Genomic DNA, 18545 nt, shown 5'->3' with positions numbered 1-18545 from the left:
TTTTGTTAAAATTTAATTGAAAAACCTAAATTTAATCCTAATAAAGATGGGTTTTTAGCGTCAACATTTTTCAATGGATTTAGCATATATCTATAGTTTGGTTCAAGGTTAATGCTTGATTTATTCGATAAATTATACTCTAATTTAACACCTGCATTCGCGCTATAACTCATATCATTCAAGTTGCTTGCCTCACCCAATTTATATTGAGATCTTGTGTTAACATCAGCCAAAGAAATCGTATTTTTTGTGACTACATAATAACTTCCACCAGCTGTTGCAAGAAGATTAAATTTATCAAAACTCGCTAATTTGTATTCAACTTCTAACGGAATCTCGATATAATGCACTTTTTGCTCCATATTATTTGTTTCAGAAGACAACATTGTCATTGTTGTATGTGATATATTATCACCTACAACTCGAATATTCGAATGATATGTGATATTGTTAGATGATTTTGGCATGCTTGCAGAAAGTGCATAAACACCTGTATTGATTCCCGAATTTATATTGGTTGTATTTTGTTCCAACTCAACTTTTGCAATTCCCGAACGAACATTTATCTTATCATTTAATCGAACAGAAACTTTTGCGCCATAAGCAACTGTAATGTTATTTTTGATGTTGTAATCATTAAATTCATTTGCTAAAATAGATTTTGATTCTAACACTTTTGTTGGATTGATGTACGAAGAAATCGTCAGAAGTGGAGATTTCTGTTTGATTTCTACTTTCTCTTTCTTTTTTTCCTCTTCTTGAAGAACTAATTCTAATGGTTTTTCTTCTAAAATTTTAGGATTAGTTTCTTTTTCAGAAACTTCATTTTTTGGATTGATTGAAGAATTATTTTGTACAAAATTATCTTTTTGAGTTGAATTCTTTTGAGATAATTCTAGTGTTTTATCTTCTTTTTGATTTGGAATTGTATTCGAAAATAAAGTTGATTCTCCAATTATATTTTCAAAATATGAATTTGAATGTTGAATTGTTTTTTGATTTGATTCAGTCGAATTTTTTACAGAAGAAACAATCTTTTTATCAGAAGAATTTTCATTCGTATGATCAATATTATTCCAATTTTTTTCGATAGATTCTTTAGAAGTCGATTTCGTTTTTACAACTTCATTCGTTGGAATATGATTAACGTTAACCGCATCATTTTGATTAAAATAATAAATAGAAATCCCAGCAACTAAACATGCGGCAGTAGAACCAATCCAATAAAATAAAGGAATGATTCGTTTTTTCTTCTCTTTCTCGTCTAATTTCTCCTGAATATTTTTCCAAGCATCCATCGGAGGAAGCTGTGGTTGCGAGAGTTTATCTTTAATATGTTGATCAAATTTGTTCATCTTCTGTGACAGTTTTTAATTGATTGAGTTTTTGTTTTAATAAATTTCGTGCTCTTGATAAGTTTGATTTTGAAGTTCCAACCGAAATGGTCAGCATTTCTGCAATTTCTTGGTGCGAATATTCTTCAAAAACGTAGAGGTTAAAAACTTGCCTGTATTGTGGTGGAAGATTATGAACGGCTTCTAACAATTGTTGATAATCAAAATCTTCTTCAACTTCGTTGTCGTCTTCTTGTGTTATAATGAGATTTTCGAAATCTTCAAAAGGTAAATTATTCTTCTTTTTTAGTTTTTCTAAATTAAGATTTACCATTATCCGTTTCATCCAACCTTCAAAAGATCCTTCGAACTTGAATTGATTTATTTTATTGAAGATATGAATAAAACCCTCTTGAAAAATATCTTGCGCATCTTCGTAATTTTCGGCATAACGAAGACAGATCGAGAACAAAACAGGCGAAAACTCAACATAAATTTCTTCTTGAGCTTTTCTATTTTGTTCTTGACATTGCTTGATTAAAATTTCAAGAGAGTCACTATTCAAAACTTATTGGACTTTATTTTTCTTTAATGTTTAAGACAATAGAATCGTTAAAAGTATCTTTATTTTCTGAGTTTTTACCAGTCCAAAACTTTAATGTATATTTTCCTGCTTTTTTAGGAGTAAATTTTAAAGTTTTAGATTCGATAGTTGTTGCAGGTAAACATGATTGTCCATTTCCTTGAGAACCTAAAACTCCAATGTAATGTACAGAATCGTTGCTGCCTTGTAATAAACTAAATTGTATAAATTCTTGACAAGAATTTGTTTTTGAATAATTTACTTTAACATTTGTTGTTTGGTTTATAGGCATAATAGAATCTTGATTAACAGTAACTCCTTCTGTTGTAAAATAACCATAGTTTACAAAATCTGAGTCATCATTATTTAAACAACTAAATGTTGATAAACCTAAAATACCTACCAAAGCAAACATGCTTAATCTTTTCATTAATTTCATTGTATGAGTTTTAATCGTTATAAAAATAAGATATAGATTTTAGAAAAGGTTGCGTGAAAGAATAAGAAATTAATATATAGAATAAGAAAACCCCTTGAAAATCAAGAGGATTACTTTGTTAGAATAGGTGTAAACTTTAATTAAGTCAATCCTGAAACATTTTAATAATTAGATCTGAATGACATCTATAGCTTACAAGATTTAAAAAACAATAAAAGGTTGCGTCAAACTTTTACTTTTTTTTAAATTATTTTTTTAAGTCCTCAATAATTAGTGAAGCGGTTCTTTCTGAAGCACCAATTCCACCAAGTTTATGATACAATTCTTCATAGCTTTTCATGATTTTTTCTCGTTTAGGAGAATTTAAAATTAAATCTAATTCTCGTTTGATATTTTCGTAAGTTAAATCATATTGAATTAACTCTTTCACTACTTCTTCGTCCATAATCAAGTTTACCAACGAAATAAAACGAATGTTTTTTACAACACGTTTTCCGATTTCGTACGAAATAGCATTTCCTTTGTAACAAACAACTTCTGGAACTTTCAGTAAAGCAGTTTCTAATGTTGCTGTTCCTGATGTAACCAAGGCTGCATGAGAAACTCGTAATAAATCATAGGTTCTATTCTCAACAATTTTCAAGTTGTTGCCTGCAATTTTTTTATAATTTTCGATTGGTTGAGATGGAGCACCCGCCACAACAAATTGATAATCGGGAAAATCTTTTTCCACTGAAAGCATCAAAGGTAATTTGACTTTAATTTCTTGTGTTCGACTTCCAGGAAGTAAAGCAATAATTGGTCTTTCGTCTAAATTATTGTCTTTTCTAAATTGTTGTTCATCAATTGGCGGAAGATTATTCAACGAGTCTAATAATGGATTTCCAACAAAATCTACTTTGTAATTGTAACGTTGATAAAATTCTTCTTCGAACGGAAGAATCACAAACATTTTGTCGACAACTTTTTTGATTTTATGAACTCGACCAGTTTTCCAAGCCCAAATTTGTGGCGAAATATAATAATAAACTTTAATTCCAAGACTTTTTACAAATTCAGCAATTCTGAGATTAAAACCAGGATAATCAACTAAAATAACTGCATCTGGCTGATAAGTTTCGATGTCTTTTTTAGCAACCGAAATATTTCCTAAAATCGTTCTTAAATTCATTACAACTTCAGCAAAACCCATAAACGCCAAATCTCTGTAATGTTTGACTAAAGTTCCGCCTTGCATTTGCATCAAATCTCCTCCCCAAAATCTGAATTCAGCTTGTGGATCTTTTAATTTTAATTTTTTCATTAAGTTCGATGCGTGCAAATCGCCCGAAGCTTCACCTGCAATGATATAGTATTTCAATGGAAATCATTTTTCTTCTTACAAAGATAGGAGAAATCTATAAGTGGAGTAGATTTCAATGTTTTTTATTGCGTAAATTTACTCTTTCAAACAAAGAAAAATGTCAGACGAAATTATAAATAAAGTTGCCAATAGTAGTTTAGTAACAATTGATTTACAGGATTATTACCCTGATGGAGATCGTGTTGTTTTTGACTTGAAAGATTGGTTATATGAAGAATTGATTCTTAGAGAAAAGGATTTTAGAGAAAATCTGAAAAATCATGATTGGACACAATATCAAGATAAATATGTAGCGTTAACGTGTACTGCGGATGCGATTGTTCCGTCTTGGGCTTATTTGTTGGTCGCAACCTATTTGTCGCCAATTGCGAAACGAATTGTACATGGAAGTTTACAAGATTTGGATACGATTTTGTACACAGAAATTGTAGATCATTTGCCTTATGAAGATTATGTTGATGGAAAAATAATTGTGAAAGGTTGCTCTCACAAACCTGTACCAGAATCAGCTTATATTCAGTTGATTGAACGTTTACAACCAATTGTAAGTTCGTTAATGTTTGGTGAAGCGTGTAGCACTGTTCCGCTTTATAAAAAGAAGAAATAAAAAAAAGGCTATTTTACGAAATGTGAATAGCCTTTTTTATTTACTTAGTTTTAATGTATAACATAGGATTTGTCACAATTTCGCATTGATATCTTTTTACGACATCTGTTGATGTATTATTGCTTAAATCAGGGTCTACAATTTCATTAGATGAAACATTTACAGTATTAACTATTTGTGTATTCGGCTTTTTTATAGTTCCTTTTACAAAAATACTTCCAGAACTATCTGCTGGTAAACCAATTGTTCCGTTGAAGCTATTGTTTTGATTCAGAATATTTTGATTCGTGACGTTACTTGAATAGGTAATACTTGTAATAGAAAAAAGGTTTGTATTGATTAATGAGCCTCCAACTTTATCTAAAAATTTACCATCAACTTGAATTGAATTTAGTGGTGTTGCATTTGAATTGTTGACATCCACTCGGAAAGTAACCTCTTGTGATTGTTTTTCATTACAAACTAAAGGAATGTCTACAGAATTAAAAACACTTAAATTTCCTGTTGTTGTTATTTGCAAATTTCGAATATCATGATTGTTATAAGCACCTCCAGTAGAAGCAGCAAAACCAATTTTTAGAGTAGAAGGGATGGGTTGTGTAGTTGTATAGTCTATGAGAGGATTAGAACTATAATCAGAATTTAAAGTTTTAGACATATAAACTTTAATTTGATATCTGGTTGTAGATCCTGCTATAGGAAGAATTACAATTTTTACTTTTCTATAAAATAGAGCGTCTGTTGGACGAGTTGGAGTCAATACGTCGTAATCTAATTCACTAATTAGCCGCATTGCACTTCCATTAACACTTCTATCGCCTAGTTTTGCATAGCCTAAGATTGGATTGGATGAAGAAGTTGTTGTTTCGTTTGTAGCACCTCTCAATACAATAGTATTCGGAATTGTTCCATCATTTACATTTGGATCTTTAGGGATTGGTGAATTTGTGCTTGATATTAAACCATTTTTACCTTCTCCAACATTTCCAAAATTTCCATAAGAGTCAAATCCTATACCAACATATCCACCTAACAAACCATTGTTAACAGCAGGAGATGTAGCTGTATTTCTTGCATACCCTAAAGAACCACCGTATCCACCAATTCGGAAAGATGCTGAAGAAATAGAACCGTCAAATAAAAAAACAGAGAATCCATCACCACCAGTATAAGAACCAGATTGTGTTGATCGCCATGCCTTAAATTCAAATTCTGCGGTAATTCCTAGTGCTGAAGGAAAAGCTTCATTGATAAATGCATAGCCTTTTTTGTTTGCTTGTGCAGGTGTAAGTCTTAACCAGCCATCTCCATCAGGATCTGTTTTTCCTCCTGTTAATGTAGCTTCACCTCCAAGAATAATATTACTTGAAACTTTATTTGATTTGAAATTTTCTTTTATGATAAATTGTCCAAATAACGCATTTCCTAATAAAAGGAAAAGGTTAATGATTAAGTATTTTTTCATAGATGAATTATTTAACAACAAATACAATATTCATATAAGAAGAGCTTGTAGCTGATCCAATAACATTATACGTCATTAAACCATTTGCGTCAACAGAAGTTACAGAAAATACATTTGGATCAAAATAGGTTACATAATAATAAAGTTGATCTTTTGTGTAAGTAGGGATTGAAGAAGGAGCACCTTGGCTTCCAACTTTCGGGCTTCCGAATTGACTTAAATAAGCGGCATATAAATCTACTGTTTTTCCTGTTGCTAAAGTAGAAACGTCTAATGTAATAGAAGGCATGTAGAATACTTTTGGTAAAGCCGAGTTTACAACTTTTAATACACCATTTGTATCTGTTGTTACAATCTTATCTGTTATATTATTTCCAGTTTGTAAACCTGTGATAGCAAGTGTATTTGTAGAAGATGTTGCAACAGACGTAGGGCTATTTAAACTTCCTCCTAAAGCAACATTCTGATTAGAATTAATATTCAAACCATTAGTTGCGGAAACTACATTATCTTGACTATTCATTAACTTGACCCATTTCCCAGATGTTGTAGCATTAATTTGTTTCCAATAATAATACCCTTCTGTAACATCATTTTGAGAAGAAGTGTTATAAACTAACATCGAATTTGCTAAAAATTGCTCAGCAATTGTCGTTGCCCCATTTAGTTTATAAGTTGTTGTATTTGTTAGAGCAATTCTAGGAATTAGAATTCCTGCTGTAGAAGATCTAACATCTAAAATAGAAGAGGAATTTGGTGTGTTTGTTCCAATTCCTACCTGAGAAAACGTTGAAATACAAATCGTAATAAACGTAATTGTTAATAATTTTCTAAACATATCCATTCAAATTATTTAGCAAAACTATTTCAAATATGATCTCTATAATGATGATTTTATACATTAAAAAGATGAAAAAAAACATTTAACATTTTTAATAAATTATCTTTTTATATATTAATTTTAGACGTATTAATTCTATTGATTTTTAACATTTTTATCATGATATTTGATTAGATTTATAATAAGAAGAAATAAAAAAATCCGCTCTTTGAGCGGATTTTTTACACATGAATAAAATCGTAATATACTTATTGATTAGTTCTGAAAACTAATTTATTATCTCCAGGTTTTTCTTCGAAATAATCGATTAAAACCGCATCATTATCATTTATTGTTCCTTTCAAAATTTCTTTCGAAAGTTCATTTAAAACATCTTGCTGAATAACTCGTTTCAATGGTCTTGCCCCAAATTGTGGATCGTAACCTTTTCTTGCTAAATAATCAACAGCTTCTGGCGTAATATCTAATGTAATATCGCGTTGTGCTAATTTCTTCGCAACTCCGCTTAAATAGATATTCACGATTCCAGAAATTTGGTTTTCGCTCAATGGACGGAACAAAATAATTTCATCAATACGATTCAAAAATTCAGGTCTAAAGTTTTGTTTCAATTCTTCAAAAACTACATCTTTTGTTTCATCATAAACTTGTGCCACATTGTTTTCGTCAATGTTTGAGAATTTATCTAAAATCGTATGCGAACCAAAATTCGATGTCATAATGATAATCGTATTTTTAAAGTTAACTACACGACCTTTGTTGTCTGTCAAACGTCCGTCATCCAAAACTTGTAACAAAATATTGAAAACATCTGGATGTGCTTTCTCAATTTCGTCCAACAAAATAACTGAATAAGGACGACGACGAACCGCTTCTGTTAATTGTCCACCTTCGTCGTAACCAACGTAACCCGGAGGTGCCCCAACCAAGCGAGAAACCGCATGACGCTCCTGATATTCGGACATGTCGATACGAGTCATTGCATTTTCATCATCGAATAAAAATTCAGCCAAAGCTTTTGCTAACTCAGTTTTCCCAACACCAGTCGAACCTAAGAATAAGAACGAACCAATTGGTTTTCCTTCGTCACTAAGACCTGCGCGAGAACGACGAATCGCATCAGAAACAGCTGTTATTGCTTCTTCTTGTCCAAGAACACGTTTGTGTAATTCGCTTTCTAAATTCAATAATTTTTCGCGGTCAGATTGCATCATTTTCTGAGCTGGAACTCCAGTCCATTTTGATACAACTTCTGCAATATCATCTGCATCAACAAACTCTTTAACGAGTTTATTTTGTTTATTTTCTTCAAGATTATGCTCAGCTTCTTCTAAATTATTTTTTGCATTAACTAAGTCTTCAAATTCTAATTTGGAAGCTTTTGCATAATCATAATCACGTTTTGCACGCTCAATTTCGAATTTGATATTTTCGATAGATTTTCTCAAATCTTGAACTTCATCGGCACGATTTCTTTCCGCTTCCCATTTCGAATTCAATTGATTTCTTTCATCTTGAAGATTAGATAATTCTTCTTTCAAAAGATTCAATTTTTTCTCATCATTTTCACGTTTTATCGCTTCAATTTCGATTTCTAACTGAATAATTCTACGATCTAATTTATCTAAATCTTCTGGTTTAGAATTCATTTCCATTCTCAACTTAGAAGCTGCTTCGTCCATCAAATCGATGGCCTTATCTGGTAAAAAACGATCTGTAATATAACGTGTTGATAATTTTACAGCCGCAATAATTGCCTCGTCTTTAATTCCAATTTTATGATGTTGCTCGTATTTATCTTTGATTCCACGCAAAATAGAAATTGCAGATTCTTCATCTGGTTCTTCAACCATTACTTTCTGGAAACGACGCTCTAAAGCTTTATCTTTTTCGAAATATTTTTGATATTCATTTAAAGTAGTAGCACCAATCGAGCGTAATTCGCCACGAGCCAAAGCAGGTTTTAGGATATTTGCTGCATCCATTGCGCCTTCTCCGCCACCGCCAGCACCAACAAGCGTGTGAATCTCATCGATGAATAAAATAATTTCTCCATTCGAAGCAGTTACCTCTTTTACAACGGCTTTCAAACGCTCTTCGAACTCACCTTTGTATTTTGCACCCGCAACCAAAGCTCCCATATCCAATGAAAAAATTTGTTTATTCAAAAGATTTTCTGGAACATCTCCATTGATGATACGATGTGCTAAACCTTCTGCTATAGCTGTTTTACCAACACCTGGTTCACCAATAAGGATTGGATTATTTTTTGTACGACGTGATAGAATTTGTAAAACACGACGAATTTCTTCGTCACGTCCAATTACAGGATCTAATTTTCCTTCTTTTGCTAAATCTGTTAAATTTTTAGCGTATTTATTTAATGAATTATATGTTCCTTCTGCGTTTTCAGAAGTTACTCTTTCTCCGTTTCTCAATTCTGTTACTAATTTTTTTGTGTTGTCGAATGTTACACCTCTATTTTTTAATAACTGACTTACAGGCGATACATTCTTGATTATACCTAATAATAAATGCTCTAAGGTGATAAAATCATCGTTCATCTCTTTTGCAATTTCTTGTGCAGATTGCAAAATTTGGTTAGATGAATTGGAAAGATGATTTCCTTGTTGGCCTTCAATTTTTGGATATTTATTGATTTCTAAATCCAGCTCAGGTTTCAACATATCCATTTTTACACCTTGTTTTTCTAAGATTAATGATAATACGTTTTCATCAACATCTATCATTCCGCCTAAAATATGAGCTGGTTCTATTGCTTGATTTTTTTGAGCAACTGCAATTTGCTGCGCTGCTTGAATCGCCTCACGACCCTTTATTGTAAATTGATTAAAATCCATTGGTTTTTAGTTTTTTATATTGGTTTTGTTTGGTGTATTCCATCAAAAAATATTCCAAAGTAGAAATAAAACCTAAAAACTGACTTTTTGACTATATTGAATAAAAAAAGGAGACATTTTGACAATATCTCCTTTTGTTTAAAAAATTTTATAGTATTTAAAATAAACCTTCTACTGATAAATAGCGTTCGCCAGTATCGTAGTTGACAGTTAATATTTTCGCTTCTTTATCTACTTCATTCAATGTTTTAGCAACTGCAGCCAACGAAGCTCCTGTCGAAATTCCGACAAATAAACCTTCTACTTTTGCTACTTTTTTTGCAAACTCAAATGCTTCTTCTCTTGTAATTTGAATAGAAGAATCAACAATTGAAGTATCTAAATTAGTTGGAATAAAGCCTGCTCCAATTCCTTGAATCGCGTGTGGACCAGGATTTCCTCCTGAAATGACAGGAGAATCTGTTGGTTCTACAGCGATAACTTTTGTTGAAGAATTAACTTCTTTCAATGCTTTTCCAATTCCAGAAAGATGTCCACCTGTTCCAACTCCTGTGATTAAATAATCTACTCCTTGTGGAAAATCAGAAAGAATTTCTTTTGCTGTTGTATTGTAATGAACTGTCGGATTCGAACTATTCTCAAATTGTTGCGGAACCCAAGCGCCTTCTATTGTTTCGGCTAATTCTTGTGCTTTTGCAATAGCGCCTTTCATTCCTAATTCTTTTGGAGTTAAAACAAATTCAGCACCATAAGCTTCCATAATTTTTCGACGCTCAATTGACATTGATTCTGGCATTGTGATAATCATTTTGTAACCTTTTACAGCTGCAACAAATGATAAGCCAATTCCTGTATTACCCGAAGTAGGTTCTATAATTGTTCCTCCAGGTTTTAAAATTCCAGCTTTTTCCGCATCTTCAATCATTGCTAAAGCAATACGATCTTTAATTGATCCACCTGGATTTTGTTTTTCTACTTTAATATAAACATTATGGTTAGGAAATAATTTATTCAGTTTAATAATTGGTGTATTTCCTATAGTTTCTAATACGTTATTGTAAATCATTGTTGTAAGGTTTTAGATGATATAATTGATATGTTGTTCTTTTTTTTGTTTTTTTATTTGCGGTTTATTCTCTTGATAGACAACAGAATCTTCTTCTATACTTTCTGTAATCCAAACATTTCCACCGATTACAGAATTTTCTCCAATTACAGTTGTTCCTCCCAAAATAGTTGCCCCAGCATAAATTGTGACATTGTTTTCTATTGTTGGATGACGTTTTTTATCAGCCAAATTTTTCGAAACATAAAACGCTCCTAATGTTACGCCTTGGTAAATTTTTACATGATCACCAATCAATGTTGTCTCTCCAATCACAATTCCTGTACCATGATCGATATAAAAATTTTTTCCAATTGTAGCACCAGGATGAATATCAATTCCAGTTTTAGAATGTGCATATTCAGAGAAAAAACGTGGAAGAATTGGCGTATTTAATTTATAGAGAATATGTGCTAAACGATGAATTGCAATCGCGAAAAAACCAGGATAAGCTAAAATGATTTCAATTTCTGATTTAGATGCAGGATCATTTGCATAAAAAACAAAAATCAGTTCTTCTAATTCTTGTCTAAGTTGTGCAAATTGTTCAAAAAAGTATAAACTAATTTGATTCGACTTCTCCTCAGGAACAATTTTTAACAAGATAGAATTGAATTGATTGAGTAAATCTTCTTTCTTATACAAAGGATTTGGTTGTTGAAAAATCTCATCATAAATAATGGATTCTATCAACGGTTCTACTTCTTGTTTTCTAAATGGTAAACTGTATTTCGTAAGCTGATTCATTCTTCAATCTATAAACTCTATAAAAATAGTAGACAAATGTATTCATTTTTTTATTCTTGAAGAAGAAATTGTCGAAAAAATGACAAAAACCATAAAAATGCTTTCTCTTTTATTATTGCTATGTAAGCATAATAATACACTGTTTTGACTTTTATGAATAAAATTTATATTTATTTATTTAAAATTATTTATTAAATTAAACAACTGATAATTAATACTATAAAAGGGTTTGTGTGTTTAAAAAAGATTATTTTAATAAAAAATAAAGCATAGTGTTTTATTTACACTAAAAAATAGTTATTTTAGTGAAATAAATTTTAAAGGATAAAAATATGAAAAAATCAATTTTATTCGGATTATTCTTTATGTTGACATCTTTAATGTATGCACAATCACCAATTGGAATTTGGAAAACAATTGATGATGAGACAAAACAGGCGAAGTCTTACGTAGAGATTTTCGAGAAAGATGGAAAACTTTATGGTAAAGTCACTAAGATTTTAACAAAAGGAAAAGAAGCTGCAAAATGTACAGATTGTTCAGGCGCATTAAAAAATAAACCAATTTTAGGAATGCAAATTCTTTCTGGTCTTAAAAAAGATGGAAAAGAATGGAATGGTGGAAAAATCATTGATCCTAATAGTGGAAAGGAATACAAAGCAAAAATGTCTCTTAACGGAAATGATAAATTAGACGTAAGAGGTTTTATCGGGATTTCTCTTGTAGGAAGAACGCAAACTTGGCAACGAGTTAAATAAAAATCAAAACAAAAACGAAAAGGTTACTCTGAGTAATCAAACCCACAAAATTTTACTCTATAATGACTATTTCTAAAAGAATAGTCATTATTTTTTTTGCGTAAATTTGTAGCTTCAAAACTAAGGTTTTGATTTTCTAAAATAAATCAATGAGTTTAACTAAAAGAGCGTTTTCGTACGCAAAACCATATAGAACTTCGTTTGTTACAGCGATTATATTCAATTTACTTTATGCACTTTTCAATGTAATTGCATTGGCTTTTATGATGCCAATTTTGAGTGTTTTGTTTGGTGAAAAAACAACTGGAGTTATCGCAAAACCTATTTATTCTGGTGATTTGGGTGATTTGAAACAATTTTTTTCAGATTATTCAGCTTATTATATGAATGAGCTTTCTCAAACTCAAGGACCAGTTTATGTGTTAGCGATTTCGTGTGTGATATTTATTATTGCATTTTTATTTCGAAATATTTTCAGTTTTCTTTCAGAAACTTGTTTGGTAGACTTACGTTCGGGTGTGACACGTGATTTACGTGTTGATATTCACAACAAAATTATTGATTTGCCAGTTGCTTATTTTACTGAAAAACGAAAAGGAGATATGATTAATCGTATTTCAAGTGATGTAAACGAAGTAGAATCTAACATCTTAAATTCAATAGTAGAGATTGTTCGTTCACCAATTATGATTATTGTTTTCGTTGTGGTATTGTTTACAGTTAGTTATCAATTAACAATTTTCGCTATTTTAGTTTTTCCAATTATGGGAACAATTATTTCGTTGATTGGAAAAAGTCTGAAAAAAGCTGCAGCTCATGCACAAGACGAATTATCTAACATTATTACTTATGTAGACGAAACACTTTCTTCGCTTAAGATTATCAAAATTTTTAATGCTGAAGATCAAGTAAAAGGTCGTTTTGATGAATCGATTAATCGTTATCGAAAATATCTTCAAAAAGTAATGAAAAAACGTGCTTTGGCCTCACCAACAAGTGAATTTTTAGGAGCTGTTACAATTGGATTAATTGTTTTTTTTGGAGGTAAGTTATCGTTAGAAGGAAATGGTTTAACAGGTTCACAATTCATCTTTTACATCGCAACATTTTATACATTATTAGATCCGATTAAACGCTTTTCTAAGGCTTTATCAGATGTACAAAAAGGAGAAGTTTCTGCAAAGAGAATTTTTGAAGTTTTGGATGCTGATGTTTCGATAAAAGATGTTCCAGATGCTAAAGGAATTGAAGCTTTTGAAGATAAAATTGAGTTTAGAAATGTGACATTTGCTTATGGTAAACATAATGTAATTGAGAATTTTAATTTAACAATTAACAAAGGAGAAACGGTTGCTTTAGTTGGGCAGTCTGGTTCTGGAAAATCAACTTTAGCTAATTTAATTACTCGTTTTTGGGATGTGAAATCTGGTCAAATTTTGATTGATGGAATTGATATCAAACATATAAAATTACATGATTATCGCTTGTTATTTGGTTTGGTTACGCAAGATTCGATTCTGTTTAATGATACAATTTTTAATAATATTTCATTAGGTGATAAATCTCCAAATTTAGAAAAAGTAGAACATGCAGCGCAAATTGCAAATGCGGAAGAGTTTATTGTAAAAATGCCAGAAAAATACCAAGAGTCGGTAGGTGAGGGAGGAAGCAAACTTTCTGGTGGACAAAAACAACGTTTAAGTATTGCACGTGCGGTTTATAAAAATCCACCGATTATGGTTTTGGATGAAGCAACTTCTGCTTTGGATACTAAATCTGAAAAATTGGTGCAAGTTGCGTTAAATAATATGATGCAAAATCGTACTTCTTTAGTTATTGCGCACCGTTTATCAACCATTCAGAATGCAGATAAAATTGTGGTAATGGAAGCAGGAAGAATTATTGAAGAAGGAAATCATCATTCGCTTATCGAGAAAAAAGGAGTTTATGCTAATTTGGTAAACATGCAAAATTTTGAATAAAACTTAACTTTATAAACTAAAAAAATCCGCTTATTAAGCGGATTTTTTAGTTTATATTTTAAATCGATTTAATTTCAAAACCAAGTTGTTTCCAATCTTCCCAAAATGTTGGATATGATTTTTCTACGACCATTTCATTCTCAATTCGAATTGGGTAAATTTGAGCCAAAGGCGCCATACACATTGCCATTCTATGGTCATTGTAAGTCGCTAAAGTCGGCGTTTCTTCAAAATTATGATAACCTTCTATCGTTAAAGAATCGTTTGTAATTGTAATAATTGCTCCAAATTTTTCCAACTCATTTTTAAGTGCAACCAAACGATCGGTTTCTTTAATTTTTAGTGTTTCCAAACCAGTTAAATGACATTTTGCTTTCAATCCCACACAAGTTGCAGCAATCGTCTGTGCAATATCTGGAGTATTGATTAAATTTAATTCGATGATAGATTTTAGAGTGAAATTTTCATTATTCTTCAATGTTAAAACTCCATTTTCAAAAGTTGAAATTACACCAAAATTTTCTGCATAAATATATTGTAAAGCTGAATCTCCTTGTAAAGAATCTTCGAAATAAGTTGAGATTTTTACTTCCGAATTTTTAGATAAAGCAATCAAACTGTAATAATATGAAGCTGAACTCCAATCTGATTCTACTTGTAATGTTTGAGCTTTGATGTTTTCAGTAAAAGGAATTTTGATTGTATTTCCTTCGAAAATTGCATTAATTCCAACTTTATTCAACAACTGAATTGTCATTTGAATATAAGGAACAGAAATAATTTTTCCATCAAGATTTATCGTTAATCCATTTTCTAATTTTGTTCCTATCAAACATAAAGCTGAAATATATTGAGAACTAATATTAGAAGGAATTGTAATGGAATCTTTCGTTATTTTTTTTCCTACAATCGATAAAGGTGGATAGCCTTCGTTTTCTTGATACGAAATTTCTGCACCCAACTCATTCAAGGCGTCAACCAAAACTTTTATTGGTCGTTGTTTCATTCTATCAGAGCCTGTCAACGTTATTTTTCGTCCATCTTGAATAGAAAAATAAGCTGTTAAAAATCGCATAGCAGTTCCCGCGTGGTGAATATCAACTAAATCAGTTTTGTTGGCTAACGCTTTTTGCATTAATTGAGAATCTTCTGAATTTGAAACATTTTCTAATGTCAAAACATTCTCAAATAATTGACTTAATAACAACAAACGATTGCTTTCGCTTTTAGAACCTGTGATGGCTAATTGATTATTTATCGGAGATTTTAGAGCAGAAATTTCAATCATATTTATTTTAATTTATCATTATTTTGATGACGATCGTGGTCACGTTTTGTTTTGTAATCTAATTTTTTGTAAAAAGCTGATTCTAAATCAACACCTGTTTGATTCGCCAAACAAAGTGCTACAAAAATAACATCTGCCAATTCTTCGCCAAGATCTTTGTTTTTATCTGATTCTTTCTCCGATTGTTCACCGTAACGACGCGCAATAATACGAGCAACTTCTCCAACCTCTTCGGTTAGTTGTGCCATATTTGTTAACTCGTTAAAATAGCGAACACCATGTTCTTTGATCCAATTATCAACGTCTGTTTGTGCTTGTTTAAGGCTCATCTTATTTTAAATTTTAAAAGTTAAAGGTACAAAAATAAAAAGCCAACTCGTATTTGGAGTTGGCTTTATTCGATGTTTAGAATATTTTTTATTGTTTTACCAAAATCACTTGCTGACTTTCTGCATTAATGATATTTGTTAAAAATTCTTTCAATGGTTTGTAATATTGCGCAGGTAAAATACTATATGGAATGACTTTTTGGGCTTCAGCGATAATAAAACCATCTTTCTCAATTACTTTATACGCATAACCACCAGTTTGATCGGGCATTGTAAATTGTTTTTCTGTTGGCAAAGATTCGACTTTGTAACCTTCTGGAATTTTAATTTTAACTGTATTTGTATTCGTAGTTGGTGCTCCAAATTCAATGTTATAATTACGTTGATCTAGATTTAAATTATGTTTTGTATTCGCAACAAATAAAAATGGATTGAATAATATTTTATTTCCAGCCACATCTACTTTAATATCATCAAATTTGAATTGATGACGAATTAAATTTTGCTTGTTGTCTTGTGTTTTAAATTCTGAAATTTCAAAATTATAATCTTCTATAAATTCTTTTTCGAACGCTTTTGGATCATCTGCGATTTCACTTTTATCAAACATATAAAAATAATTATCGCGAACATTCGAAAAATTTCCAGTTAATGTTCCGTCTGCTTTTAAATCAGCTGTAATTGATTTTTTATCATTGGTCATAACCGAATTACGCAAAGGAACTTCTTTGATTCCTTTATCATTTACCATAAATCCGCGATCGTTAATTGCTCGAATTGGTAACAAATTAATTTGAGCATTTTTATCAGTTGCATCCATCAAATAAAACTCATTATCTATAGTTGTTCCAACAATTACATAATTCAATTTGCTACGAGAAGGAAACGAATAATTGATTAAACCATTTTGCAACGTACTCAAAACAATTGGATTTGCGTCTAATCCAGCTTTACGCAACATAGTTGTAAGCATAAGATTAATATCAGCAGAATTCCCAGATTTTTCGTTAAAAGTTTTTCTCAACCCTTTTTCTGTTGTTACACCATGATATTCATTCCAAGTAAAATTATTTTTCACATATTCAAAAATAGCAGACACTTTTTCGTTGTTTGTTGCTTTACCAGCAATTATAGCGTTTACAGTTTCATCTAAGAAATTATTTCCATTCAATTGTCTACCAAAATCCTCTTGATCCATTAAATCTTTTCCAATTCGATCCCAAGTTGTTGCATAATTTTCTGAAGTTCTTCCTGGTGCAATAAAAGAAGCTAATTCGAACTGTACACTTGCTAACATATTTCTTGGATTAAGTACATATGCTTCGCGAGAATAAGAAGGTAAATTAGTTAATGAATAGGTTAGTGTATTGATTTTTAATTTTATATTTTCTGTTGTGGCTCCTTGTTTACCAATACCTCCGTTAAATGTAGCTCCTCTTTGTCCAAATGAAGTACTTGTAAACGTATCTTCCTTTGAATTTTTTGAAATTTTCGGAGCAAATCCACCTCTCAAATCTTGTTGATAATTAAAGTATTCCTGATTTTGGAACGTAAAATTACTTGTAACTACAGGAATAGATCCTTGAAAATACCACGTATCAGTTTGTCGAACAAATGGAGAAACTATTTCGTAGGTGTATTCTAAAATAGATCCATTTTTTACATTAGGAAACGTAAAAGTTTGTTTGTCTAAAAAACGATGTACTTTATCTAAGAAAATATCTTTTTTCTCAACTTTTTGTTCAACAATTTTACCATTTTCTAAGTTATAAGTAATAGCTTTTAAGGAGATTAATTTATCTTGATCAGAGCCAGAACTTTTGTAAAGAGGAATTTCAACTTTCAAAACATCATCTGGTGTTTTATCTTTATCAAATACAATTATTCTATAAAAAAACTTTCTTTGTTTGCTCAACACCTCCTTGACTGGTATTAAAAGTGACTTTATAATTTCCGTCGGCATATAAAACTTCAGCAGGAGCATCAGCTTGAATTGAGCTTTTTGTTTTCTCGAAATCTTGTTTTGAGAGTTTTCCAAATTTCACATCTTGTGCAAAGCTCGAAACGGTTGCAACAGTAGCAACAATTGTAAATATTGTTTTCATAAATAGTGTTATAATTTTTCTAAAATTAGTTTTGTGTTGTCGTAACCCGAAATCTGTCTACGAAATTCTACATATTCGTTGTATTTTTCTTTCGAAAAAGTTCCAGAAAATTGTTTGTAAATTCGTTTGATTTCGAATGTATTATTTTCTTTCGGATTGATTTCTAATTGATACTCTCCAAAAGCAGATTTCACGGTAATTGCATCAAATTTTTGTGGCAATTTATAACCAGAAGGAAGCGTCAATGTATAGAAAACTTCGTCAACATATCCTGTTTCGATGTTGAAATCAAACTTTCTGTCTTTCATTTTTTTGACAGAAGTCTCTTCTTTATTTACTGGAATAATATTCAGAATGATGTTATTTCCTTGAATTTTAGCATAATTTGGTGCTGAAAACTCGAAATTTGAAGTAAAAACAGCATTTTTCCAATCATTATTAAATTCTTTCTTTTTGAATGATATTCCTTGCAAATAAGAAAAACGATTTTTTAGACGAACATCAAGATCTTTTTCGCTTAATTGATTAAATCTTGAAAAATTCTCGTAAATCAATCCTTTTGAGGTTTCAGAAAAATTAAAATTTAATGTTCCATCCGCTAAAAGCGTTGCATTTCCATTGACGAATAATTCATTATCTTCAGTTCTAAATTGTTGCGAAGGAATAATTTTTCCACCTTTTTCATCAACAATTAATACTTTTCTATTTCCTGCAAAATCACCCAAATAATTATATGGA

At 30.8% G+C, this 18545-nt stretch carries 17 protein-coding genes; 3 read left to right on the top strand and 14 right to left on the bottom strand.

Translation table 11 applies throughout. The annotated features are described in order from the left end of the window. Positions 1 to 5: 5 nt before the first annotated feature. The 4 genes from N5D90_RS05725 to lpxB all read right to left on the bottom strand — a co-directional run bounded on the left by N5D90_RS05725 (position 6) and on the right by lpxB (position 3716). Positions 6 to 1355, bottom strand: a complete 1350-nt coding sequence (locus N5D90_RS05725) for an outer membrane beta-barrel protein (RefSeq protein ID WP_280061870.1) — start codon at positions 1353 to 1355, stop codon at positions 6 to 8. Next, positions 1342 to 1899, bottom strand: a complete 558-nt coding sequence (locus N5D90_RS05720) for an RNA polymerase sigma factor (RefSeq protein WP_115002344.1) — start codon at positions 1897 to 1899, stop codon at positions 1342 to 1344. The genes N5D90_RS05725 and N5D90_RS05720 overlap by 14 nt, the downstream gene beginning before the upstream one ends. A gap of 13 nt (positions 1900 to 1912) precedes the next feature. Next, a complete protein-coding gene (locus N5D90_RS05715) occupies positions 1913 to 2356 on the bottom strand; it encodes a hypothetical protein (protein ID WP_280061869.1) in 444 nt (147 codons plus the stop codon). Between the two features lie 247 nt (positions 2357 to 2603). Further along, a complete protein-coding gene (lpxB, locus tag N5D90_RS05710; RefSeq protein WP_280061868.1) occupies positions 2604 to 3716 on the bottom strand; it encodes a lipid-A-disaccharide synthase in 1113 nt (370 codons plus the stop codon). A 100-nt stretch (positions 3717 to 3816) separates the two neighbouring features. Here lpxB and N5D90_RS05705 point away from each other — a divergent pair, with 100 nt between their 5' ends. Then, positions 3817 to 4326 (top strand): DUF2480 family protein, encoded by a 510-nt coding sequence (locus N5D90_RS05705; RefSeq protein ID WP_221855726.1) that lies wholly within the window; start codon positions 3817 to 3819, stop codon positions 4324 to 4326. A gap of 40 nt (positions 4327 to 4366) precedes the next feature. Here the strand turns inward: N5D90_RS05705 and N5D90_RS05700 are convergent, their stop codons facing one another. The 5 genes from N5D90_RS05700 to epsC form a co-directional block, all read right to left on the bottom strand. Continuing rightward, complete coding sequence (locus N5D90_RS05700; protein ID WP_280061867.1) at positions 4367 to 5791, bottom strand: lectin-like domain-containing protein; 1425 nt, start codon at positions 5789 to 5791, stop codon at positions 4367 to 4369. Between the two features lie 7 nt (positions 5792 to 5798). After that, positions 5799 to 6635 carry a hypothetical protein gene (locus N5D90_RS05695; protein ID WP_280061866.1) on the bottom strand — a complete coding sequence of 279 codons (837 nt, stop codon included), beginning with the start codon at positions 6633 to 6635 and terminating at the stop codon, positions 5799 to 5801. Positions 6636 to 6880: 245 nt separating this feature from the next. Next, positions 6881 to 9493 carry an ATP-dependent chaperone ClpB gene (gene clpB / locus N5D90_RS05690; RefSeq protein WP_038333249.1) on the bottom strand — a complete coding sequence of 871 codons (2613 nt, stop codon included), beginning with the start codon at positions 9491 to 9493 and terminating at the stop codon, positions 6881 to 6883. 157 nt (positions 9494 to 9650) lie between these two features. Beyond that, on the bottom strand, positions 9651 to 10559 hold the full coding sequence (cysK, locus tag N5D90_RS05685; protein WP_280061865.1) for a cysteine synthase A: 909 nt from the start codon (positions 10557 to 10559) through the stop codon (positions 9651 to 9653). A gap of 12 nt (positions 10560 to 10571) precedes the next feature. Then, complete coding sequence (gene epsC, locus N5D90_RS05680) at positions 10572 to 11345, bottom strand: serine O-acetyltransferase EpsC (RefSeq protein WP_280061864.1); 774 nt, start codon at positions 11343 to 11345, stop codon at positions 10572 to 10574. A 332-nt stretch (positions 11346 to 11677) separates the two neighbouring features. Here epsC and N5D90_RS05675 point away from each other — a divergent pair, with 332 nt between their 5' ends. Then, complete coding sequence (locus tag N5D90_RS05675; protein ID WP_280061863.1) at positions 11678 to 12103, top strand: DUF2147 domain-containing protein; 426 nt, start codon at positions 11678 to 11680, stop codon at positions 12101 to 12103. 149 nt (positions 12104 to 12252) lie between these two features. Beyond that, positions 12253 to 14085, top strand: a complete 1833-nt coding sequence (locus N5D90_RS05670) for an ABC transporter ATP-binding protein (protein WP_280061862.1) — start codon at positions 12253 to 12255, stop codon at positions 14083 to 14085. 58 nt (positions 14086 to 14143) lie between these two features. Here the strand turns inward: N5D90_RS05670 and N5D90_RS05665 are convergent, their stop codons facing one another. From N5D90_RS05665 to N5D90_RS05645, 5 genes are all read right to left on the bottom strand, one after another. Then, the gene (locus N5D90_RS05665) at positions 14144 to 15373 is read right to left on the bottom strand and encodes a 3-phosphoshikimate 1-carboxyvinyltransferase (protein ID WP_280061861.1); all 1230 of its coding nucleotides are present in this window, start codon (positions 15371 to 15373) and stop codon (positions 14144 to 14146) included. A 2-nt stretch (positions 15374 to 15375) separates the two neighbouring features. Next, positions 15376 to 15702: a nucleotide pyrophosphohydrolase gene (locus N5D90_RS05660; RefSeq protein ID WP_038333238.1), complete on the bottom strand. Its 327-nt coding sequence runs from the start codon at positions 15700 to 15702 to the stop codon at positions 15376 to 15378. Positions 15703 to 15790: 88 nt separating this feature from the next. Then, entirely contained in the window at positions 15791 to 17617 is a 1827-nt protein-coding gene (locus N5D90_RS05655) for a DUF3857 domain-containing protein (protein ID WP_280061860.1), read from the bottom strand. Beyond that, entirely contained in the window at positions 17589 to 17807 is a 219-nt protein-coding gene (locus N5D90_RS05650) for a hypothetical protein (RefSeq protein ID WP_280061859.1), read from the bottom strand. Before N5D90_RS05650 ends, N5D90_RS05655 begins: the two co-directional genes overlap by 29 nt. 8 nt (positions 17808 to 17815) lie before the next feature. Beyond that, positions 17816 to 18532, bottom strand: a complete 717-nt coding sequence (locus N5D90_RS05645; protein ID WP_280061858.1) for a hypothetical protein — start codon at positions 18530 to 18532, stop codon at positions 17816 to 17818. Between the last annotated feature and the right edge of the window lie 13 nt (positions 18533 to 18545).

It is taken from the genome of Empedobacter sp. GD03797 (assembly GCF_029842105.1).
Taxonomy (GTDB): domain Bacteria; phylum Bacteroidota; class Bacteroidia; order Flavobacteriales; family Weeksellaceae; genus Empedobacter; species Empedobacter falsenii_C.
This window is presented reverse-complemented; position numbering and strand designations above follow the sequence as displayed.